This is a genomic window from Planomicrobium sp. CPCC 101079, assembly GCF_007859275.1.
Taxonomy (GTDB): domain Bacteria; phylum Bacillota; class Bacilli; order Bacillales_A; family Planococcaceae; genus Planococcus.
The window spans coordinates 67096-87834 of the sequence record NZ_VOHC01000028.1 but is presented as its reverse complement, the minus strand read 5'-3'; the positions used below and the strand labels follow the sequence as shown (position 1 = coordinate 87834).

General features: G+C 47.5%; 20 protein-coding genes, 1 pseudogene and 1 other annotated feature. Of the genes and pseudogenes, 19 read left to right on the top strand and 2 right to left on the bottom strand.

What is annotated here, in order from left to right; all coding sequences use genetic code 11:
* Nucleotides 1-22: 22 nt before the first annotated feature.
* On the bottom strand, nt 23-1306 hold the full coding sequence (locus tag FQV28_RS12545) for an ammonium transporter (protein WP_146496843.1): 1284 nt from the start codon (nt 1304-1306) through the stop codon (nt 23-25).
* Nucleotides 1307-1318: 12 nt separating this feature from the next.
* Nucleotides 1319-1660: a P-II family nitrogen regulator gene (locus FQV28_RS12540; protein ID WP_146496842.1), complete on the bottom strand. Its 342-nt coding sequence runs from the start codon at nt 1658-1660 to the stop codon at nt 1319-1321.
* A 131-nt stretch (nt 1661-1791) separates the two neighbouring features.
* On the opposite strand from FQV28_RS12540, the gene FQV28_RS12535 reads away from it, so the two are divergent.
* From FQV28_RS12535 to FQV28_RS12450, 19 genes and pseudogenes are all read left to right on the top strand, one after another.
* Nucleotides 1792-2436: a uracil-DNA glycosylase gene (locus FQV28_RS12535; protein WP_146496841.1), complete on the top strand. Its 645-nt coding sequence runs from the start codon at nt 1792-1794 to the stop codon at nt 2434-2436.
* 233 nt (nt 2437-2669) lie between these two features.
* Nucleotides 2670-3479 carry a zinc transporter ZupT gene (zupT, locus tag FQV28_RS12530; RefSeq protein ID WP_146497113.1) on the top strand — a complete coding sequence of 270 codons (810 nt, stop codon included), beginning with the start codon at nt 2670-2672 and terminating at the stop codon, nt 3477-3479.
* A 55-nt stretch (nt 3480-3534) separates the two neighbouring features.
* The gene (locus FQV28_RS12525; protein ID WP_146496840.1) at nt 3535-4485 is read left to right on the top strand and encodes a DUF4003 family protein; all 951 of its coding nucleotides are present in this window, start codon (nt 3535-3537) and stop codon (nt 4483-4485) included.
* Between the two features lie 110 nt (nt 4486-4595).
* Nucleotides 4596-5813: an MFS transporter gene (locus tag FQV28_RS12520; RefSeq protein WP_146496839.1), complete on the top strand. Its 1218-nt coding sequence runs from the start codon at nt 4596-4598 to the stop codon at nt 5811-5813.
* 176 nt (nt 5814-5989) lie between these two features.
* Nucleotides 5990-6832, top strand: coding sequence for a GNAT family N-acetyltransferase (locus tag FQV28_RS12515; protein ID WP_146496838.1), 843 nt, complete (start codon nt 5990-5992; stop codon nt 6830-6832).
* 236 nt (nt 6833-7068) lie between these two features.
* Nucleotides 7069-8712, top strand: a complete 1644-nt coding sequence (gene abc-f / locus FQV28_RS12510) for a ribosomal protection-like ABC-F family protein (RefSeq protein ID WP_146496837.1) — start codon at nt 7069-7071, stop codon at nt 8710-8712.
* A 114-nt stretch (nt 8713-8826) separates the two neighbouring features.
* Complete coding sequence (locus FQV28_RS12505) at nt 8827-9795, top strand: ABC transporter ATP-binding protein (RefSeq protein WP_146496836.1); 969 nt, start codon at nt 8827-8829, stop codon at nt 9793-9795.
* Nucleotides 9792-10430: an ABC transporter permease gene (locus tag FQV28_RS12500; protein WP_146496835.1), complete on the top strand. Its 639-nt coding sequence runs from the start codon at nt 9792-9794 to the stop codon at nt 10428-10430. The genes FQV28_RS12505 and FQV28_RS12500 overlap by 4 nt, the downstream gene beginning before the upstream one ends.
* A gap of 13 nt (nt 10431-10443) precedes the next feature.
* The gene (locus FQV28_RS12495; protein ID WP_146496834.1) at nt 10444-11352 is read left to right on the top strand and encodes an ABC transporter substrate-binding protein; all 909 of its coding nucleotides are present in this window, start codon (nt 10444-10446) and stop codon (nt 11350-11352) included.
* Nucleotides 11353-11500: 148 nt separating this feature from the next.
* Nucleotides 11501-12649, top strand: a complete 1149-nt coding sequence (locus tag FQV28_RS12490; protein WP_146496833.1) for a thiolase family protein — start codon at nt 11501-11503, stop codon at nt 12647-12649.
* Nucleotides 12650-12676: 27 nt separating this feature from the next.
* On the top strand, nt 12677-13447 hold the full coding sequence (locus FQV28_RS12485) for a 3-hydroxyacyl-CoA dehydrogenase (RefSeq protein ID WP_146496832.1): 771 nt from the start codon (nt 12677-12679) through the stop codon (nt 13445-13447).
* Nucleotides 13448-13459: 12 nt separating this feature from the next.
* Entirely contained in the window at nt 13460-14608 is a 1149-nt protein-coding gene (locus FQV28_RS12480; RefSeq protein ID WP_146496831.1) for an acyl-CoA dehydrogenase family protein, read from the top strand.
* Between the two features lie 130 nt (nt 14609-14738).
* Nucleotides 14739-14969 (top strand) — a binding site (T-box leader).
* 63 nt (nt 14970-15032) lie between these two features.
* Entirely contained in the window at nt 15033-16025 is a 993-nt protein-coding gene (trpD, locus tag FQV28_RS12475) for an anthranilate phosphoribosyltransferase (RefSeq protein ID WP_146496830.1), read from the top strand.
* Nucleotides 16022-16795, top strand: a complete 774-nt coding sequence (gene trpC, locus FQV28_RS12470; RefSeq protein WP_146496829.1) for an indole-3-glycerol phosphate synthase TrpC — start codon at nt 16022-16024, stop codon at nt 16793-16795. The genes trpD and trpC overlap by 4 nt, the downstream gene beginning before the upstream one ends.
* Nucleotides 16792-17367 (top strand): annotated as a pseudogene (locus FQV28_RS19570) (phosphoribosylanthranilate isomerase); the annotation flags it as partial. The gene trpC and the pseudogene FQV28_RS19570, both read left to right, overlap by 4 nt.
* Before the next feature lie 27 nt (nt 17368-17394).
* Nucleotides 17395-18588, top strand: a complete 1194-nt coding sequence (trpB, locus tag FQV28_RS12465; RefSeq protein WP_255472960.1) for a tryptophan synthase subunit beta — start codon at nt 17395-17397, stop codon at nt 18586-18588.
* Nucleotides 18585-19355, top strand: a complete 771-nt coding sequence (gene trpA, locus FQV28_RS12460; protein WP_146496827.1) for a tryptophan synthase subunit alpha — start codon at nt 18585-18587, stop codon at nt 19353-19355. The genes trpB and trpA overlap by 4 nt, the downstream gene beginning before the upstream one ends.
* Before the next feature lie 21 nt (nt 19356-19376).
* Nucleotides 19377-19967, top strand: coding sequence for a DNA-3-methyladenine glycosylase (locus FQV28_RS12455; protein WP_146496826.1), 591 nt, complete (start codon nt 19377-19379; stop codon nt 19965-19967).
* A 70-nt stretch (nt 19968-20037) separates the two neighbouring features.
* Nucleotides 20038-20562 carry a type 1 glutamine amidotransferase domain-containing protein gene (locus FQV28_RS12450; RefSeq protein ID WP_146496825.1) on the top strand — a complete coding sequence of 175 codons (525 nt, stop codon included), beginning with the start codon at nt 20038-20040 and terminating at the stop codon, nt 20560-20562.
* The last annotated feature ends 177 nt before the right edge of the window (nt 20563-20739 follow it).

Genomic DNA, 20739 nt, shown 5'->3' with positions numbered 1-20739 from the left:
GTCCTTTTGCTTATTTTCTTGCTTAAAGTTTTTGGATAGAAGGATCTTCCCCCAATTGATTGAGCCGTGCAGCGAAACTTTGATCGCTGGAAGGGCCAGTGCCTCTTAGAACATCTTGCATGGAATAAGCTTGAGAACCGTGTTCTGTAAAATCAAGGCCGGTTTCTTCTTCTTCGGCAGTGACGCGAAGCGGGATGAAGACGTTGATAGCAAGAAGTGCAAGGCCGGCTGTAATTGAAGTCCAAGCGATGACAGCCAGTACTCCTACTGTTTGAATGCCCAGAACTTCAGCTCCGCCCCCGTAGAAAATACCGCCTGTTGTATCGAACAATCCTAGTGCAAGAGTTCCCCAAACTCCCACAATACCGTGTACGGAAATAGCGCCTACCGGATCATCAACTCGGATTTTCGAATCGAGTATACGGACGCTTTCTGTCATAACAACACCTGCAATCAGACCAATGATAATTGAACCTAAGAGCGATACATTAGCGCACCCAGCGGTAATCCCGACCAAACCGCTTAGGGCGCCGTTCATTGTAAGCGAAGCGTCGATACGGCCATATCTGAAACGTGTGTAAGCTGCTGTAGATAAAACACCGGCGGAAGCCGCAAGCAATGTATTGGCGATAATTGATGGTACAGTCGCTGGATCTGCTGCTAATGTGCTGGCACCGTTAAAGCCAAACCAGCCTACCCATAGAATGAAGACGCCAAGAGCTCCTAACGGCAAGTTGTGTCCCGGAATTGAATTGACCGTGTTTCCGGAATACTTTCCAATACGCGGACCGATTTTCCAAGCTGCAACAAAAGCGGCAGAGGCCCCGGTCAAGTGAACGACAGTTGAACCGGCAAAATCGATAAAACCAAGCTGCGATAACCAACCGCCACCCCATATCCAGTGGCCGACGACCGGATAGATAACAGCAATCATAACGACTGTCAGTATAATATAAGCTGACAAATGCATGCGTTCCGCTACTGCTCCGGAAATGATTGTGGCACATGTAGCGGCGAAAACTGCCTGGAAAACAAAAAATCCGATATCATCGCGTCCCAAAAGTGCAAAACCATCAGTACCAATAAGTCCGAAAGCTGACGTGCCGAACATTAGTGCAAAACCGATAAAAAAGAAAAGAACTGAACCGATGGCTACTGTAAGCAAGTTTTTCATTAAAATATTGACCGTATTTTTAGAGCGGGTAAATCCTGTTTCCACCATTGAGAATCCAGCATGCATGAAGAATACAAGAATAGCCCCGAGCATAACCCACAACATATCAACTGAACTTTGAACTGCCTCCATTTAATTTCCCCCTTATCCGACGGCGACGGCGCCGCGTTCTCTTGTTCTGATCCGAATGGCTTCTTCGACCGGCAGGATGAAAATCTTGCCATCTCCCACTTGGCCAGTGGAAGCATACTGCAATAGCGCTTCGACAATATCTTCTACTTTGTCATCTTCCACTACCATTTCCAGTTTGAGCTTTGGAGAAAATTCCATGGTGTAAGCATTGCCGCGGAACAAACCAACTCGGCCTTCCTGTTTTCCGATTCCAGCTATTTCGGTGACGCTCAGCCCATCGATTCCTTCAAGAGCCAATGCCTGGCGAACATCAGAAAAAACAGATGGACGGATAATCGTTTCAATTTTTTTCATGTTATCTCCTCCTTGATGTTAGGTTTGTTAACATCATAATCAAACTATTCGAAAAACGCAAGCTTTTATTTTGCGTTATGTTAGAAAATCTAACATAAGTGATTGTGGTAAACTGATTAAGAGGTGATTCTATGTATAAAATTTCAGATGAGCTGGCAGCAAACGGAATCAAACGCATTGAAGGTTTTCCGGTAGAAGGTTTTGTGAGGGGGGAAGGTCCAAACAATCCAGCGCTGATGTTAGTGGGGGAAGCACCGGGAGAAAATGAAGTGGAGACTGGCATTCCGTTTACAGGCAGAGCCGGAAAAGAGCTAATGGCTTCTTTGGCAAGCATCGGCCTATCCAGGGAAGATGTATATATAACGAGCGCCGTGCGAAGTCGTCCATATAAATGGGGACAGAAAAAACAGCGCAATGGCGAGGTGGTGGAACGCAAGTACAACCGGGCGCCGACGAAAAAAGAAATCATTGCCCATGCACCGATACTGGATACAGAGATTCGCGATATCCATCCGCCGATCATTGTGACGCTTGGAAATGTGGGGTTGCAGCGTTTGGTCGGACCTCAAGCAAAAGTTACGCAACTGCACGGCGTCTTGATGGAAACACCTGTTTTAATGTGGAACGAAGAAGCGCAGGCGTTTGAAGCTTCCGAAAACAATTACCACATATTCCCCACGTTTCATCCGGCAAGCGTTTTTTATAATCCGCCTGTCCGTGCATTAAAGGAAGGTGATTGGCGAAGACTAGGGGATTTGCTGCATTCGAAAAAATAGCGGATCAAAAATGAATTTACTACTCGTATAGGAACCGCGCTTCTCCAGTTGAAGAGGCTTGGTTCTTTTTTCTGAGAAAAACAGTGCTGCAAAGCTCCAATTTGAAAATCAATATTGATAAATAAAGAAAAGAGGGAAAAATAGAATATCTTTCTGAGTTGAAAAAAGTTGCGTGAAGGAAACTTATGCCGTACAATAATCATATTCAAGCGACGCGGAAAGTGGATGGTTCAATGGACACTGCGGTTTTATTTGCTTTAGGGTTAACGTTGTTTGCTGGGCTTGCAACAGGAATCGGCAGCTTAATCGCATTTTTTGCTTCACGGACAAATACGAAATTTCTATCGATATCACTAGGTTTTTCAGCCGGAGTAATGATTTATGTTTCGATGGTTGAAATTTTTGTTAAGGCGAAAACAGCCCTGACAGATGCCCATGGCGATTCACTAGGGTACTGGCTGACAATTGTCGGTTTTTTCGGTGGAATGATTTTTATGGCTGCGCTGGATCGGATTTTGCCTCAACTTGAAAATCCGCATGAAGTGAAAACAGTTGAAGATATGGATGCGGGTCCGACAAATGATCAGTATGCACATTTGCGCAAGATGGGTATATTTACGGCTTTGGCAATCGGGATACACAACTTTCCGGAAGGAATCGCGACTTTTATGTCTGCAATCCAAGATCCGAGTCTTGGTATAGCAATTGCGATTGCGGTTGCCATTCATAACATTCCAGAAGGCATCGCCGTATCTGTGCCAATTTTTTATGCAACTGGAAGCCGGAAAAAAGCATTTCAATACAGTGTGCTGTCAGGCATTTCGGAGCCTATAGGGGCAATTGCTGCATGGTTGATTTTAATGCCATTTATGAGCGATACGATGTTTGGCATTGTCTTTGCTGGTGTTGCCGGCATCATGGTGTTCATTTCGCTGGACGAATTACTGCCGGCGGCCAAAAGATATGATGAAGCTCATCTCTCTATATATGGCTTAATAGCGGGCATGGCAGTTATGGCCATCAGTTTGGTGCTGATTGCGTAGAAGCCGAAACTAAACGCCTCCTTATCTCGTAGAAAAGAGATAAGGAGGCGTTTTTATGGACATCAAAATAATCGAAAAAACATATGGAGAGGTGGCAAGGTCGCTTGGTTGGACGGTAGACAAACGCATATCATTGGCGGTGGCGATTTTCTATTTAACGCAAAATGGCAGTTTCCCTGCTGCTGCACATGAGGAAACCTCCAGAACCATCAAAAAGAACGAAGGTTGGTTTTCTCCATTGCAATCCCATATGCATCATATTGCGGCGGCTCATTTAACGCTTCAATCAGGAGATGCTGGAAGCGGGTTAAAGAACTTGAACGAAAAGCAGCGGAAGTTAAACGAAGCTGGATTCCGCAAAAGCCAGTATACATATTTAGCGGCATTGTTAATGGAGGAAGAGGGAGAAGCGGAAAAAGCGAAAGAACTCTACGATGCCATGAGAAACTGGCATAAAGTCCTGACTTCAAGCGAGGATGTGCCTTACGCCGTGTTGTTGGGAAGGCGGAGCGGGGGAATTGAAGAAAGAGCTGCAACAATGAATGCTTACTATAAAGAATTGCGGGAGCGCGGATTTTACATGGGGAACGACTTGCAATGGCTGTCGCAAATTATGACGTTCCATTCCGCTGTTTATGACCCGAAAGTTGTGGGTAGAGTATTGGCAATCAAAGAATTTTTCCAAAGCGAAAAAATCAAAATCCGGGGTATTCAATATCCGGTATTGGGATTATTGGCGGTAGCCGAAGCGGATGGCATGGCGCTGCGAAATATTGCAGAAGGAACAAGACTCCTGGAAAAAACAAAATTATTCAAGTGGTATAAGGATCTTGCGTTTTCGGCAGCGGTGCAATGCGAAATGAGGGATGCGGCCGCCGTTCGAAATCTTTCCGATGCCGCATTTTCTGCTTCTTTGGAGTTATTGATGCAAGCCCAGCAAGCCGTCATGATGACGAGTATCAATGCAGCAATTATGGCCTCCAACAACAATAGTTCCAGCTCTTAAATAATTTGAAAAGTGGAACATTTCTCAATGGCTTGTCACTTTATTTCTTGAAATGTATAGTAGAGGTGTAAAGACAGTTAGTTACATGTGTAAAGACAAGGGGAGAGGGAATGGCTACGTTAACGGAAAAGAAAGTGGATGCGATATCAAAAAATAAACTTTTGGGAGTTGCGGGATTAGGGTGGCTTTTTGATGCGATGGACGTGGGGATACTGTCATTCGTCATTGCTGCGCTTCACCAAGACTGGAATTTGACGACGCAGCAGATGGGGTGGATTGGCAGTGTCAATTCCATCGGCATGGCGGTGGGAGCATTTGTATTTGGCATCTACGCAGATCGCGTTGGCCGTAAAAAAATATTCATCCTTACCTTATTGCTCTTCTCGATAGCGAGCGGCTTATCAGCTTTCACAACTACGTTGGCCGCTTTTATGATTCTACGCTTTTTCATCGGAATGGGGCTAGGCGGGGAACTGCCGGTTGCCTCAACGCTTGTTTCGGAAAGTGTGCCGGCAGCGGAGCGTGGGCGTGTAGTTGTCCTGCTCGAAAGTTTTTGGGCAGGTGGATGGCTCATTGCAGCAGTGATTTCTTATTTCGTTATTCCGTCATTTGGTTGGCGTGTCGCATTGCTGCTTACAGCCTTGCCTGCTTTGTATGCCCTTTATTTGCGGGTGAAACTGCCGGATTCTCCGCAATTTACAGCGAAAAAAACAGGGCTCCAATCAATTTCAACCAATATCAGAAGTGTATGGTCTAAAGCTTATCGCCGTCCGACACTGATGCTATGGATTGTCTGGTTCACGGTAGTCTTTTCTTACTACGGTATGTTCCTTTGGTTGCCGAGCGTTATGGTATTGAAAGGATTTTCGCTAATTCAAAGTTTTCAGTATGTCTTGATCATGACGCTTGCCCAACTTCCTGGCTATTTCTCTGCAGCGTGGCTGATTGAGCGGATGGGGCGGAAATTTGTTCTCGTCACTTATTTGCTTGGAACGGCAGCGAGTGCGCTGGCTTTTGGCAACGCGGATGCCATTGCTACATTGATTGTCGCAGGTGCTTTCCTCTCGTTCTTCAATCTGGGAGCTTGGGGAGCGTTATATGCATACTCTCCTGAGCAGTATCCAACGGTTATCCGGGGGACTGGTACAGGTATGGCTGCTTCCTTTGGCCGCGTAGGCGGTATTCTTGGGCCTCTTCTTGTTGGTTCGCTTCTCGCCGCTGATTATGATATCAGCTGGATTTTCGCTATCTTCTGCGGCTCTGTCATCATTGGCGCATTAGCGGTTGCTTTCCTTGGAAAAGAAACAAAACAACTCGAATTAGAATAGGGAGTAAAAAGCTCGAATCATCTTGGGATGATTCGGGCTTTTAGTTTAGTTGGATAAGAAGGAATAAGTTAAAGAGATAAAAAATTCTTATGAGAATTCTCATATTTTAGCAGGTAATTTTTTTGTTATAGCTAATACTTTAGTAATGCGAATTTTAAAGAAATGAGAGTGGAGAAATGAAATGGAATATCTATGCTGAAACAGAAGCTTTTTCTGAAAAAGTAGAGCCGCTCCTTTATGGACATGAGGATATATACAGCTTGTTTTTAGGGATACTCAACCATATTAAACAAGGGAAATACGAGGATTATTTCTTGGCTCTTGCAGAAGATGAGGGAGTAGTATTGGCGGCATGCTTAATGACGCCGCCGCATCCATTGCAGTTGGTCTGCTTCCAAGGCGTGCCGGAACTAGAAAGTGAGCTCTCCAGGCTGCTTTTGGAGTCAGGTATTGAAGTGAAGGGAATTGTAGGAGACCGGGAAACAGTGAATCGATTTGTTTTAGCTTGGATAGCGGAAACCGGCCAAAAAGCAAATCTGCTGATGGATCAAGGACTATACCGAGCTGATGCAGTGGCAACTGGCCTGGAAAAAAGCCCAGGTACGTGGCGGGTGGCAAACAAAAAAGATGCTCCGCTTTTAGAGGAATGGTGTTTGCTTTTTGAAGTGGAGACCGGCATAAAAGTATCGAGTCCAGCAGAAGCGGCCCGAAAAATCGATGCATTTATTGAAGGTAAAGAAGTATACGTATGGGAAGTGGATGGCGAAGTGGTGTCTTGCATGAAAAAAACGAGGCCTTCAAAAAGGGGCATCACGGTGTCATTTGTTTTTACACCGCGCAAGCACCGAAGAAAAGGGTATGCCCGCACATTAGTCGCTGAAGTAACAGAGGAGCTATTGCTTGAGTATGATTTTGCTATGCTGTATACCGACTTGAAAAATCCAACGTCCAACAAGATTTATCAGGAAATTGGATATGAACAAATAGCTAATCCGGTGCATGTGTCTTTTGAAGAGTGATAGAAATTAGCAGAATTGTGTGATATAATCGATGCATCAAACTGAAGGGAAGATGGGTGGACGATGGATATTTGATCCTTTTTCTATAAAACCGTAAATACTTGGTGTAAAAGAAATTGGATTCGTCTGCCTATTTTCAAGTGGAATACCTGCGTAAGCGGGTTATTTAGGCGTGCGAATTCTTCCGACAATTATTTCGGAGGAATTTTTTGTTTCTCCGGCAAGGGGGAATAGCAATGGCTATCTTAGGGAAATTGAATAACTTAACCATACAGTATGGAGAAACGATTGTGCTGAAAAAGGTCAAAGCGGACATTCTGAAAGGCGTGCGAATTGGTGTTGTGGGACCAAATGGGGCAGGGAAATCATCATTGCTTCAAGCAATTGCTGAAGGGAATTCGGGAGTGGAATGGCAAGGGGCAGTTCCGGACATTGTTTATATGCAACAGGAAGTGAAAGAGTGGACTGATTGTGTGCCTAGTGTTGAAACCCGGAAATTAGAAGAAAAATGGAATGTTCCCGAAAGCCGGAACTGTTTGAGCGGCGGCGAAGGGATGAAGATGCGGTTGGCGCAAGCTTTAGCAGAAAAGGCGGAATTGCTGTTGCTTGATGAACCGACTAACCACTTAGATGCGGAAAGTGTTGAACTTGTCATAGAGCAACTGGTTTCCTATAAAGGAACCTTGATCATCATTTCGCATGACCGATATTTCATTGATAAAATTGCCAATTGCATCTGGGAAATTGAAGACGGGGAACTCAATGTCTATAAAGGGAATTATAGTGCTGCTCTCTTGGAGAAAGCGCATATCCGCTTAACGCAGCAGCGGAAATACGACAAACAACAAGCAAAGATTGCGCGTGTCGAGAGCCAAATAGACGAATTGAAATCCTGGTCAGGGAAAGCCCATGCAGATTCCACTAAGCAGGAGTTTGCGAAGGAGTTTTATCGCTCGAAAGCGAAACGTATGGATGTTCAAATACGCAGCAAGCAAAAACGCCTGGAAGCTGAGCTTGATCAAGAGCGGGTAGAAAAGCCGAAAGAAGAAAAAGCGGTTGCTTTCGAAATTGCCGGTGGATCCAAAAAAGGGAAACGGGTCATCGAGTTGAAGAACGCCGGCGTCCGTTTTGGCCCCCGAATCCTTTTTGATGCCGCTTCTTTTACCATTCAACACGGGGAACGCGTCGGATTGGTAGGCAGGAATGGCAGTGGAAAATCGACGCTATTTAATATATTGCGAGGAGAACAAGTTTTTTCTGGAGAAGTATGGACGACGACCGGCATGAAAATCGGCTATTTGAGCCAAAACGTCTTTGATCTGCCGGAAGAAAAAACGCCAGCTGAATTGTTTGGACCGCAAAACTTTGAACAAGCCGGGAGAATTCGAACACTGATGGACAATTTAGGGTTTGGCAAGGAACACTGGAGTCAGCCGATTCTCCATATGAGTATGGGGGAGCGAGTGAAATTGAAACTAATGGAGTTCATGCTCGCTGAATGCAACGTGCTGTTATTGGATGAACCGACCAACCATTTGGATTTGCCTTCACGTGAGCAATTAGAAAAAACGCTGGAATCTTTCGAAGGGACGCTTCTTATTGCGACGCATGACCGCTATTTTATGGAGCGGCTTGCCAATAAGCTTTTACTCTTTGATCAAGAGCGGTTGGTTAAATATGAAGGAAGCTACAGGGAGTGGCAGGACAAAAAGGCAGAGCGCAAGGAAAATCGGGAAAACGAAATTTTGGCGCTTGAGACGGAACGCCAGGCGGTTCTGGGCAAACTCAGTTTTATGCAGCCCAATGACAAGAAATACGCAGAACTGGATTCCCGTTTCAATCAATTAACGAAGGAAATACAGGCAATTCGAACGAATTAAAGTATACAAGGGAAAAAACGGTTGTTTCATGCAGCCGTTTTTTCTTTAATAGAACTGTGAGTAGTCTTTTCGATTAAGGGTAAGGACTTATCAGATAGGGAAAGAGGTGCTGCAATGATTCGCTTTGAAAATGTTAGCAGACGGTTCTCTGATGGAACGGATGCGCTGAAAAATGTTTCGCTCATTCTTCCGGCTCATCAATTGACAGCTATCATCGGCCCGAGTGGCTGTGGGAAAACTACATTGATGAAAATGATCAATAAACTGGAAAAACCGACGGAGGGCAATATATACATCGATGGAAGACCCGTTACGGATTTGGATGAAGTTCAACTTCGCCGCTCCATCGGCTATGTGATTCAGCGGATTGGTTTGTTTCCGCATATGACAATTTTGGACAATGTGTCACTTGTTCCCAGATTGCTTTCTTGGCCAAAAGAAAAAACGGCCTCTCGGATCCGTGAGTTACTGAGTTTGGTTGGACTTGATCCGGATACGTACCTAAAGAGATTTCCTTTAGAACTTAGCGGAGGACAGCAACAGCGGATCGGTGTTGTCCGCGCGCTTGCTGGAGATCCCGATATCGTATTGATGGATGAGCCGTTTTCCGCGTTGGATCCCATCAGCCGGGAACAGCTGCAGAATGAATTGCGCAATCTTCAGCAGACTATTAACAAAACCATTGTATTCGTCACTCATGATATGGACGAAGCGCTAAAAATTGCCGATACTATCGTCGTCATGCGAAAAGGGCAGATTGAGCAAGTCGGCACTCCTCGACAATTGGTGGATAGTCCCGCCAATGAGTTTGTCCGGAATTTTATCGGCATCGAGCGAATCCGCCAAAAGCGGTCGTTCGGAGAGCGTCAGCTGAAAGAATATATGGAGATTTTCGAAAAGGAGTGGAGCGGAGATGCGCAAAAAATCGCCTCTTCCTCTACGATTGACGAGGCGGTTCTTTGTTTAACCGAAAATCGCGGCAACCGTTTGGCAATCACTGAAAATGGCCGTGTCGTTGCTTATGCGAGCGAAAAAGATCTTTTGAAAGCCGCTCTTTTCAAGGAAGACGGTGCGCTAGTATGAAGAATTTCCTGGACACCCTCGTAAGCCGTCAAGAAATGATTCAAACTGCGTTTATGGAACATATTTACCTGTCGTTTATAGCCATTGCAATCGGAATCGCAATTTCTTTGCCTTTAGGCATCCTTATTGCGCGTTATCGCCGTTATGCAGAGCCGGTTATTGGCGTGACAGCGATTTTCCAAACAATACCGAGCCTGGCGCTGTTTGGATTTTTGGTGCCGATTCTAGGAATTGGCTACCCGACAGCGCTGCTGGCGCTCATCATTTACGCTTTGCTGCCCATTTTACGGAATACGTATACCGGCATTACCGGAGTTGATGCGTCAATTATTGAGGCAGGCCGCGGAATGGGCATGACCAAGACGCAAATACTGCGGCAAATCGAACTTCCGCTTGCCTTGCCTTTTATCATGGCAGGCATACGCACTGCTACTGTCCTCACGGTTGGAATTGCAACACTCGCTACCTTTGTCGGAGCTGGTGGCTTAGGGGATATCATTTACCGTGGCTTGCAATCTTATAACAATTCACTCGTTTTGGCGGGCGCTTTGCCGGTTGCGCTGCTCGCCATCGGGTTTGATTGGATATTGAAGTGGATTGAAAAGAAAGTCACGCCAAGAGGACTGAAAATTTAAAGGGGGTTCCATGATGAAGAAAAGCGCGTTTGGTGTTTTGTTGGCAGTGGCGGTTGTGTTGTCGGGTTGCGGTTCGGAAACAGGCGGAGAAAGCAAAGATCCAATTGTCATAGGCGGTAAACCATGGACTGAGCAATACATTTTGCCTCAGATTTTAGGGCAGTATATCGAAGCGAATTCGGATTACACAGTGGAATACGAGGAAGGGCTTGGAGAAGTGGCGATTTTGACTCCTGCACTTGAACAAGGGGATATTGACTTGTACGTGGAATATACGGGCACCGGGTTGAAAGATGTCTTGAAAGAAGAGTCCGTTCCAGGCCAATCGTCGGAAGAGGTGTTAGAACGCGTCCGCCAAGGGTATGAAGAACAGTTGAAAGCGACTTGGCTAGAACCGCTTGGATTTGAAAATGGCTATACCTTGGCATTTTCTAAAGATAGTGGTTACTCGGCGGAGACATATTCGGAACTTGCGGAGATTTCACAGAAAGAAGACATGTCGTTTGGAGCACCGCATCCTTTTTATGAACGTAAAGGAGACGGCTACAACGATATGGTGAAGACATATCCGTTCAATTTTTCGCAAATGGAAAGTTTTGATCCGGCTATTATGTACGAAGCTGTGAAGAACGGGGAAGTCGACGTGATTCCTGCGTTCACAACGGACAGCCGAATTGGGTTGTTCGATCTTGAAACAACCGAAGATGACTTGTCGTTTTTCCCGAAATACGATGCAGCGCCGGTTGTCCGGTTAGAAACGCTTGAAGAATATCCGGAGTTGGAGAATGTGTTGAACGAGCTTGCTGGACAAATCAGTGAAGAAGAAATGCTTGCGATGAATGCGCGCGTCGATCAGGACCAAGAAGTCGCAAGCGATGTAGCACGTGAATTTCTTGTTGAAAAAGGTTTGATAACAGAATAGTGATTCTCCCAGCCTGCAGAGGTTTCTGCAGGTTTTTTTATGGCATTTGGCGTAAAGCTCTTGTACAATAGCAGTAATTGAATGAATAGTCATTCAATTCTGAAGTTTATTTCGAATCTGAAAATGACTAACCAAGCGGGGTGTAGAAATGAGGGAGGCAGTAATTGTAGAAGCTGTTCGGTCAGCGGTCGGCCGGCGTAAAGGAGTACTTGGAGGCATTCGGCCGGATGAGCTTGCGGCTAAAGTACTGGAGGAATTGGTAAATCGTGCAGGCGTTGAAAAAGGAGACGTGGAAGACGTCATTTTAGGATGTGTTTCACAAGCTGGTGAACAAGGCGGCAATATTGCGCGGACAGCGGCGTTAATTGCCGGCTTTCCTGATCATGTGCCGGGCGTCACCATCGATCGGCAATGCGGCTCGAGCCAGCAAGCGGTGCATTTTGCAGCCCAGGCCATTTTGGCTGGCGATATGGATATCGTCATTGCAGGGGGTGTTGAAAGCATGACGCGTGTGCCGATGTTCTCGAACATGCAAGGAGCCGAGCCGAGTGAAAAACTGACTAGTGAATACGAAATTATCAATCAAGGCCTATCTGCAGAACGCATCGCGGAAAAATGGAAATTCACGCGAGAGCAGTTGGACGCATATTCGGTTCAAAGTCATGAGCGTGCGCAAAAAGCGATAGCGAATGGCTCTTATGAACAGGAAATCGTACCGGTTGAAGTAGAAAGCGAAAACGGCGAAAAGCGCGTAGTGGCAGTGGATGAGGGGCCTCGTGTTGGAACGACTATGGAAGTACTCGGCGGCTTAAAGGCCGTGTTTGATGAAAACGGTTCCATTACCGCAGGAAATGCGAGCCAAATGAGCGATGGGGCCTCAGCGGTGCTATTGATGTCAGGGGAGAAAGCGCAGGAACTTGGCCTAAAACCGAAAGCGCGCATTATTTCCCGAGTAGTAATCGGATCTGATCCAACGTTGATGTTAACCGGGCCAATTGCGGCAACGAAAAAAGCGTTGGAAAAAGCGGGCTTGAAGATTGAAGACATCGACCGCTATGAAGTAAACGAAGCATTTGCGCCGGTTCCACTCGCTTGGCTTGCCGATGTCGGCGGAGATCCAGAGAAATTAAATGTTGGCGGAGGCGCCATCGCTCTTGGGCATCCGCTTGGTGCGACCGGTACAAGGTTATTGGTTTCGCTCGTCCATGAACTCGAACGCATTGAAGGGCGCTACGGACTGCTGGCTATTTGCGAAGGAATGGGAATGGCCAACGCCACAATTATTGAAAGGCTATAAAAAGAGTTTCGATAAAGGGGGATTGCAATGGAACTGGCAGACATGAAAGCGGTTGTGACAGGCGGGGCATCTGGTCTTGGCGAAGCGACCGTTAGGCGAATTGTGGAAAAGGGCGGCCAAGCGGCGATTTTTGATTTAAATTCGGAACGCTCTAAAAAACTGATTGAAGAGCTTGGAAGAGAAAGTGTTTTCTATCTCCAGACAGACGTGACCGATGCTAAACAAGTTGAACAAAATATCGCGCAAGTTGTGGAGCGCTTCGGCCACATTAATGCAGTCGTCAACTGTGCAGGCATCGGCACCCCTGGGAAAGTCGTTGCAAAAAATGGTCCGATGCCACTTGAGCAGTTCGAGAAAATTATTCAAATCAATTTGATTGGCAGCTTTAATGTGATCCGGGTGGCTGCTGCCGCTATGCGGAAAAACGAATCGAACGGAAACGGCGAGCGCGGCGTCATCATTTCCACAGCCTCGGTCGCCGCTTTTGAGGGCCAGATCGGCCAAGCGGCGTACAGTGCTTCGAAAGGCGGTATTGTTTCCATGACGTTGCCAATTGCACGCGAATTTGCGCAATATGGAATCCGGGTCATGGCAATTGCGCCTGGACTTATGAAAACACCGATGTTTGATGGATTGCCAGAAGCGGCAGTTGAATCACTTTCTGCATCGGTGCCGTTTCCGGCACGCCTCGGACAACCTTCAGAATATGCGCAGCTGGTGGAAAGCGTAGCAGAAAACGTTATGTTGAACGGTGAAGTGATCCGGCTCGACGGCGCTATTCGCATGCAGCCGAAATAAGGGGGGATACGAGTGGGCAAGTATCGATTTGAAGAAGCAGAACATGAAATGTTCCGCAAATCGTTGCGCAAGTTTTTGGAGAAAGAGGCAGTGCCGCAATACGAAAAGTGGGAAGGAGACCATTTGATACCCAAATCGTTTTGGAAACAGTTAGGCGATATGGGTTTTTTATGCTCGCAAGTGGAAGAACAGTACGGCGGCCTTGACACCGATTTTCGGTATGCAGTTATCATTGGCGAAGAAATGGAGCGGGTTGGTGCCAGCCTCACCGGTGTTGGGCTTCATAATGATATTACCGTGCCTTACATCGAGGCATATGGCACGGAAGAACAAAAACAGCGCTGGCTGCCGGGATGTGTATCGGGAGACCACATTACGGCAATCGCAATGACGGAGCCCGGCGCGGGGTCAGACCTTGCCAACTTGTCGACGACAGCTGTCCGCCAAGGCGATCATTATATCGTCAACGGCCAAAAAACCTTTATCACCAATGGCATCAATTCGACACTTGTCCTCACGGCGGTCAAGACCGATCCAAAAGCGGAACCAAAGCATCGCGGCATTTCTTTGCTGATAATCGAGGAAGGGACGCCTGGTTTTACGAAAGGGCGCAAGCTCAATAAAGTCGGTTTGCACGCTCAAGACACATCGGAATTGTATTTTGAAGACTGCATCGTCCCAGCGTCAAATTTAATAGGTGTTGAAAACCAGGGCTTTTCATATTTAATGGAAAAGCTGCAGCAAGAACGCCTGGTTGTCGCTATTGCAGCGCAAGCCGCTTCTGAAGACATGCTGGAGTTGACGCTTGATTACGTGAAATCGCGAAAAGCGTTTGGCAAGCCGATCAGCTCTTTCCAAAATACGCAATTCAAACTGGTGGAAATGGCAACCGAAGTGGAACTGGGCCATTCGTTTCTTGAATCGCTCATCGAAGACCATATGGCCGACAAGGATATTGTCTCTAAAGTTTCAATGGCCAAATACTGGCTAACGGATACGGCAAAGAAAATTTCAGGGGAATGCATGCAGCTGCATGGCGGTTATGGCTATATGGAAGAATACAAAATCGCCCGGCGGTACCGTGATATTCCAGTTGCCGCCATTTATGCCGGTTCCAATGAAATCATGAAAACAATCGTCGCCAAACGGATGGGTCTCTAAGATGATACAATAAGTGATATTATTTGGACTTGACAGAATAAACAAAAGACTTTAATATGAATGAAACTTGTTGAACGAGCCGACAAGTCCCTTTGAGAGAAAAGCCTAGAAGAGCAGAGCATAGATAGCAGAGAAATCGAAGATTGAGACGAGTAGGCAAGAACATCCATTTAGAGAGTCAGCGGCTGGTGGGAGCTGATTGGACGGCTTGCGCGAATGGACTTAGGAGAGCTGGCCTGAAAGCGGAAGCGAGTAAGGGAGACGTATACCCTGCGTTAAAGGGCAAGGCGAATAGCCTGTTTAAGTGAGTGCAAAAAGGCACTAATGCGTGGTGGTACCGCGGTTTTAACCCGTCCCCGCAACCGGATGACTGTCCGGTTGCGGGGATTTTTGCATTTAAAAGACAAGTCGAGGAGCGATTGAGATGAGAAGAGCAGAGAATTATACAGAACAGCAAATGTATGAAAAGTCTTTGGAAATATTGAGCGGGAACGTTAACGAATCAATGATAAAACAGTTTTTAACTGAACTGCACACAAAAGGTGAAACGGCCGATGAACTCGTAGGCCTGGTAAGAGCGATGCGGGAAAAAGCAGTGGCATTGCCGCAAGTTTACGGCGAACTGATCGATGTTTGCGGAACTGGAGGCGATCGGTCATTCAGTTTTAACATCAGCACGCTCACCGCTTTTGTGTTGGCAGGATGCGGCATGACGGTGGCCAAGCATGGGAACCGGAGCGTATCGAGCAAGACGGGCAGTGCGGACGTGCTGGAAGCGCTTGGAATTTCCACCGGGCTGGACGTTGCCTCCATCCCGGCGATGCTCGAACAAACCGGCATTGCCTTTTTATTCGCTCCGGCTATCCATCCTGCTCTTGGCCCGTTGCGGGCTGTGCGCAAGAACATCGGCACGCCGACCATTTTTAATCTGGTTGGTCCGCTTGCCAATCCGCTGCCGATTTCTGTCCAAATGACAGGTGTATATCGCCGCGATATGATGGAGCCTATGGCCGATGCGCTGATGCGCTTAGGCAGAACGCGTGGAGCGCTCATTCATGGAGCAGGCGGCCTTGACGAATTGTCGCTAGCCGGAACAAACGAATTGATTGTTTTTAATGAACAGGGCAAACAAAAAATGACGATCCACCCGCATGAGGCGGGATTGGAAACGGCGCCAATCGAAGCGATTCGCGGAGGTGAGCCGATGCGCAACGCAGAGATTTTCATGGGCGTGCTTGAAGGAAAAGAAAGTGCGTATTTGGATACTGTTGCGCTAAACGCAGGAGCTGCCCTTTACGTCAGCGCACGTGTCTCTTCGATTGCGGAAGGCGTCCATCAAGCCCGAAAATCCATCTTATCCGGTGAAACAGCTCGTGTTTTCGAGCTTCATCGCATCACGTCAGGAGTGCTTGTATGACCATTTTAGATAAAATCATTGCCACCAAACGTGAAGAGATTCAACACTATACAAACAGTCCCGGCGAAAATTGCGTTTTTCCCGAAAAAACACGTTTGGCCGACCATTTGCGCAACAGAAACGGCGTTATTTCCGAGATCAAACGGGCGTCGCCATCGAAAGGAGACATCCATACAACGGTCAATATTGTTGAGCAGGCGAAAAAGTATGAACAAGCCGGCGCCGCTGCCATATCGGTACTGACAGACGAAACCTATTTTAAAGGATCGATCGACGATTTGCGGCAAGTGGCACAAGCGGTATCCGTCCCGGTACTCTGCAAAGACTTTATGATCAGCGAAATCCAAATCGATCGGGCTAAAAGCGCGGGCGCTACCATCATTTTATTGATCGTTGCAGCTTTGGAAAAAGAGGAGCTGCAGCGGCTGTACCAGTATGCGAAAGCGCAAGATTTGGAAATATTGGTTGAAGTGCACGATGAAGAAGAACTGGAAACTGCATTAGAGCTGGATGCTCTATTGATCGGTGTCAACAACCGTGATTTAAAGACGTTCAATGTGTCGCTCGAACGGACCGCTGAACTGGCGAAAAAATTTCCTTTTGACAGCGGCCGGATTTTGATCAGTGAGAGCGGCCTTCATACGAAAGAGGACGCCCGGTTTGTTTACAGCTGCGGCGCTTCGGGCATTTTGGTCGGTGAAGCGTTGATGCGCTCGGAAAATCCGGGCGTGTGGATCCGCGAAGCGATCAAAGGAGAGGTTGTCCGATGACGAAAGTGAAAATATGCGGACTTATGGAAGAAGCACATGTAAAAGCGGCGGAAGGAGCGGACGCGATCGGCTTTGTTTTTGCGCCGAGCAAACGGCGGGTTTCGGTTGAACGGGCTAACGAATTAGCAAAATATGCGCCGGTTGATATTGAAAAAATCGGTGTTTTTGTAAATGCTTCTCTTGAAGAAATCGAGAAAGCGGTCGAAATGGTGCCGTTGACGATGGTTCAGCTGCACGGCGACGAACCGGACAGTTTAGTCGAAGCGATCCGCGTGCCGGTCGTCCAAGCTTTTTCCATCCGCAGCAAACAAGATGTCGAAAGGCTGAAAAATTCGGTGGCCGATTACGTATTGGTTGATGCGCCCGGTACGGATCATCGGGGAGGCAGCGGCAATGTGTTTGATTGGAGTCTGCTTGAAGGCGGCGGAATCGATGCATCAAAGCTTATCGTCGCAGGGGGCTTGAATCCGGAAAATGTTCGTTCGGCTATCAAGCAAACCCGGCCGTTTATGGTCGATGTATCAAGCGGCGTGGAAACGCATGGCAGAAAAGACAGTTCGAAGATACAGAAATTCATTCAACAAGCAAAGGGTGATTTGATGGAGCAGGCGATAGAAAAAGTAGGGTTTTTCGGGAAATACGGCGGACAATTCGTTCCGGAAACGCTGATGAAGGCTGTCAAGGAATTGGAAGATGCCTATACGGAAGCGAAGCAAGACCCGGAGTTTTTAGAAGAATACCATCATTATTTGAAGGAATACGTCGGGCGCGAGCAGCCGCTGACATTCGCCAAACGATTGACTGATGCATGGGGCGGTCCGAAAGTGTATTTAAAGCGAGAAGACTTGAATCATACCGGAGCGCATAAAATCAATAATGCCCTTGGCCAAGCACTGCTTGCGATGCGCATGGGCAAACGCAAGATTGTTGCAGAAACGGGAGCCGGCCAGCACGGCGTGGCGACTGCTACGGTTTGTGCACTGTTTGATCTGGAGTGCGTCATATTTATGGGGGAAGAAGACATCAAACGCCAGCAATTGAACGTCTTTCGCATGAAGCTGCTTGGTGCGCGGGTGGAAAGCGTTACGAAAGGCAGTTCGACATTGAAGGATGCTGTCAATGAGGCGCTTCGCTATTGGGTGACAAATGTTGAAGATACGCATTACTTGATCGGGTCGGCGCTCGGACCGCATCCGTTTCCGACAATGGTCCGGGATTTCCAAAGCGTTATCGGAAAAGAAACAAGACGCCAAATTTTGGAGCATGAAGGCCGGTTGCCGGATGTGGTCCTTGCGTGCATCGGCGGTGGAAGCAATGCCATTGGCATGTTCTATCCGTTCTTGCAGGATGAATCGGTGAAATTGATCGGCGTGGAAGCGGCAGGCGAAGGCGCAGATACCGAAAGACACGCAGCAACAATGACGAAAGGGACAGAAGGTGTGCTGCACGGGGCGTTCATGAAGTTGCTGCAGGATGATGCTGGGCAAGTGCAGGAAGCCCATTCTATTTCAGCCGGCCTGGATTACCCGGGCGTCGGCCCGGAACATGCCCACTTGGCGGATATCGGACGAGTGGAATACAAAGCGATCACAGACGAGGAAGCATTAAAAGCCGTCATTACATTTTCGCAGCTGGAAGGCATTATTCCGGCGCTGGAGTCGGCCCATGCCATTGCGGAAGCGGAAAAGTGGGCGAAACAAATGGCTCCGGATGAACTGCTTGTGATTTGCGTATCCGGCCGCGGCGATAAAGATATGGCGACTTATGCTGAGAGATTGGAGGGGCTGACATGAAGCGATTGGCAGATTTGAAAAAAGCGGGACGAAAAGCGTTTGTCACCTACATTATGGCAGGTGACGGAGGATTGGAGCGCTTGAGCGAGCAAGTGAAATTCCTTCAAAACGCTGGGGTGACAGCGATTGAAATCGGCATTCCGTTTTCAGATCCAGTAGCGGACGGCGCCATCATCGAAGCGGCAGGCAATCGGGCGCTGAAAGAAGGCGTGACACTGCAAAAAGTGCTGGATGAACTGGCAAGTTGGACTTTTGAAGTGAAAGTGCCGCTCATTGTCATGACGTATTTAAATCCGGTGGTGAAGTTCGGCATTGAACGCTTTGCCAAAGAATGCAAACGGGCAGGCATCTCGGGAACGATTATCCCTGATCTTCCTTATGAACACCGCGAACTTGTGCAAGGAGCGACTCAGCAAGAAGGAATTGCGCTGATCCAGCTCGTGACGCTGACAACGACCGAAGAGCGGATGGAAGCTATTTTGCAGGAAGCGGAAGGATTCGTCTATGCCGTTACGGTCACCGGGATCACCGGTGCGCGCGATCACCTTGCCGAAGAAGTGCGGGAATTCATGAAGCGTGTCCGCTCGAAAAGCCCGGTTCCGGTATATGCCGGATTTGGCATTTCAAAAGTCCAGCATGTCGACATGCTGCGCGGCGACGTCGATGGATTCATCGTCGGCTCGGCCATTGTCCAAGCGTTCCATGATGATAAAATCGACGAGCTCCTACCCTTGATTGATGCAGTGGCTGCCCCTTCTTCGGTATAATGCCGATAGGAGGGATGCAGCATGTTCACAGCACTCAAAGCTGATTTTTTTGATGCGCCGACGCTTGAACTGGCGCGCAGCCTGCTCGGGCAAATTCTTGTCCATGAATTGCCAGGAGGAACCGTTGCGGGCCGGATTGTGGAGACGGAAGCGTATATGGGAGCAGAAGACCGGGCAGCCCATAGTTTTGGGAATCGCCGTACAAAACGGACCGAGATTATGTTTGGAAAGCCCGGCCTTGTTTATACATATCAAATGCATACGCATACCCTTATCAACGTGGTCAGCGGCCCTGTTGACACGCCGCGCGCGATTTTAATAAGGGCAGTGGAGCCGGTCGAAGGGATTGATCTGATGGCGGAACTTCGCGGCAAACATTTGCCGATCAAGCAATGGACAAGTGGCCCAGGGAAATTGACGAAGGCAATGGGCATTACAATGAAATATTACGGCCATCATTTCTCGGAACGGCCACTGTACATTGCTGAAGGAGACCCGGTTCATGCGGTTGCTGTCGGTCCGCGTGTCGGCATCGGCAATTCACAGGAAGCTGTCAATTATCCGTATCGCTTTTGGGAAAGTGATAACCCGTTTGTCTCGAAGTTCCGTTAAGCTCTATGTTTAAGATGTTTCTCTCGTGGAATATGAAGGGGGAATACTTAAATAGAAGGAGTGAAAGATAGTGGCAAAAATTGCAACGCTAATTACGGACATGTTCGAAGATGTAGAATATACCGATCCATCAAAAGCATTAAACGATGCAGGCCATGAAGTCTTTACGATTGAGAAAGAAGCTGGAAAAGAAGTGACCGGCAAGCAAGGTGAAGCTGTAGTGACAATCGACACTGGAATTGACGATGCCAATCCGGAAGATTATGACGCATTGTTCTTGCCTGGCGGATTTTCTCCAGACCAGCTTCGTGCGGACGACCGTTTCGTTTCTTTCACAAAAGCATTCATGGACGCGAAAAAACCGGTTTTCGCCATCTGCCATGGACCGCAATTGCTGATTACTGCAAAAGCGCTTGAAGGGCGAAAAGCTACGGGCTATAAATCAATTCATGTGGACATGGAATACGCAGGCGCGAAGCTTGTCGACGAAGAGGTTGCTGTATGCCAGGACCAATTGGTGACAAGCCGCCAACCGGACGATATTCCAGCGTTTAACCGTGAAGTGCTGCGCGTACTTGAGAAATCGGCACAATAAAACAAGAGGTGGAAATCCCGTCAGCGAGTGCTGGCGGGATTTTTTTTGTAGAGGAATTTCCGTAATGGAGAAAACAAGTGGAAGTGAATTGCTGCAAAGAAACCAGTGTTTTCTAGAAACAGCATTACTGAAATTCGAAAGAACTTCTTGCTATCGATAAGTATTTGCTTATATAAT

Coding starts and splice junctions, on each gene's coding strand:
- FQV28_RS12535 (WP_146496841.1), top strand. CDS start 1,792: ATGTATAAAATTTCAGATGAGCTGGCAGCAAACGGAATCAAACGCATT.
- FQV28_RS12505 (WP_146496836.1), top strand. CDS start 8,827: ATGATTCGCTTTGAAAATGTTAGCAGACGGTTCTCTGATGGAACGGAT.
- FQV28_RS12495 (WP_146496834.1), top strand. CDS start 10,444: ATGAAGAAAAGCGCGTTTGGTGTTTTGTTGGCAGTGGCGGTTGTGTTG.
- FQV28_RS12545 (WP_146496843.1), bottom strand. CDS start 1,306: ATGGAGGCAGTTCAAAGTTCAGTTGATATGTTGTGGGTTATGCTCGGG.
- FQV28_RS12490 (WP_146496833.1), top strand. CDS start 11,501: ATGAGGGAGGCAGTAATTGTAGAAGCTGTTCGGTCAGCGGTCGGCCGG.
- FQV28_RS12520 (WP_146496839.1), top strand. CDS start 4,596: ATGGCTACGTTAACGGAAAAGAAAGTGGATGCGATATCAAAAAATAAA.
- zupT (WP_146497113.1), top strand. CDS start 2,670: ATGGACACTGCGGTTTTATTTGCTTTAGGGTTAACGTTGTTTGCTGGG.
- FQV28_RS12515 (WP_146496838.1), top strand. CDS start 5,990: ATGAAATGGAATATCTATGCTGAAACAGAAGCTTTTTCTGAAAAAGTA.
- trpA (WP_146496827.1), top strand. CDS start 18,585: ATGAAGCGATTGGCAGATTTGAAAAAAGCGGGACGAAAAGCGTTTGTC.
- FQV28_RS12540 (WP_146496842.1), bottom strand. CDS start 1,660: ATGAAAAAAATTGAAACGATTATCCGTCCATCTGTTTTTTCTGATGTT.
- FQV28_RS12500 (WP_146496835.1), top strand. CDS start 9,792: ATGAAGAATTTCCTGGACACCCTCGTAAGCCGTCAAGAAATGATTCAA.
- trpC (WP_146496829.1), top strand. CDS start 16,022: ATGACCATTTTAGATAAAATCATTGCCACCAAACGTGAAGAGATTCAA.
- FQV28_RS12525 (WP_146496840.1), top strand. CDS start 3,535: ATGGACATCAAAATAATCGAAAAAACATATGGAGAGGTGGCAAGGTCG.
- FQV28_RS12485 (WP_146496832.1), top strand. CDS start 12,677: ATGGAACTGGCAGACATGAAAGCGGTTGTGACAGGCGGGGCATCTGGT.
- trpD (WP_146496830.1), top strand. CDS start 15,033: ATGAGAAGAGCAGAGAATTATACAGAACAGCAAATGTATGAAAAGTCT.
- abc-f (WP_146496837.1), top strand. CDS start 7,069: ATGGCTATCTTAGGGAAATTGAATAACTTAACCATACAGTATGGAGAA.
- FQV28_RS12455 (WP_146496826.1), top strand. CDS start 19,377: ATGTTCACAGCACTCAAAGCTGATTTTTTTGATGCGCCGACGCTTGAA.
- trpB (WP_255472960.1), top strand. CDS start 17,395: ATGGAGCAGGCGATAGAAAAAGTAGGGTTTTTCGGGAAATACGGCGGA.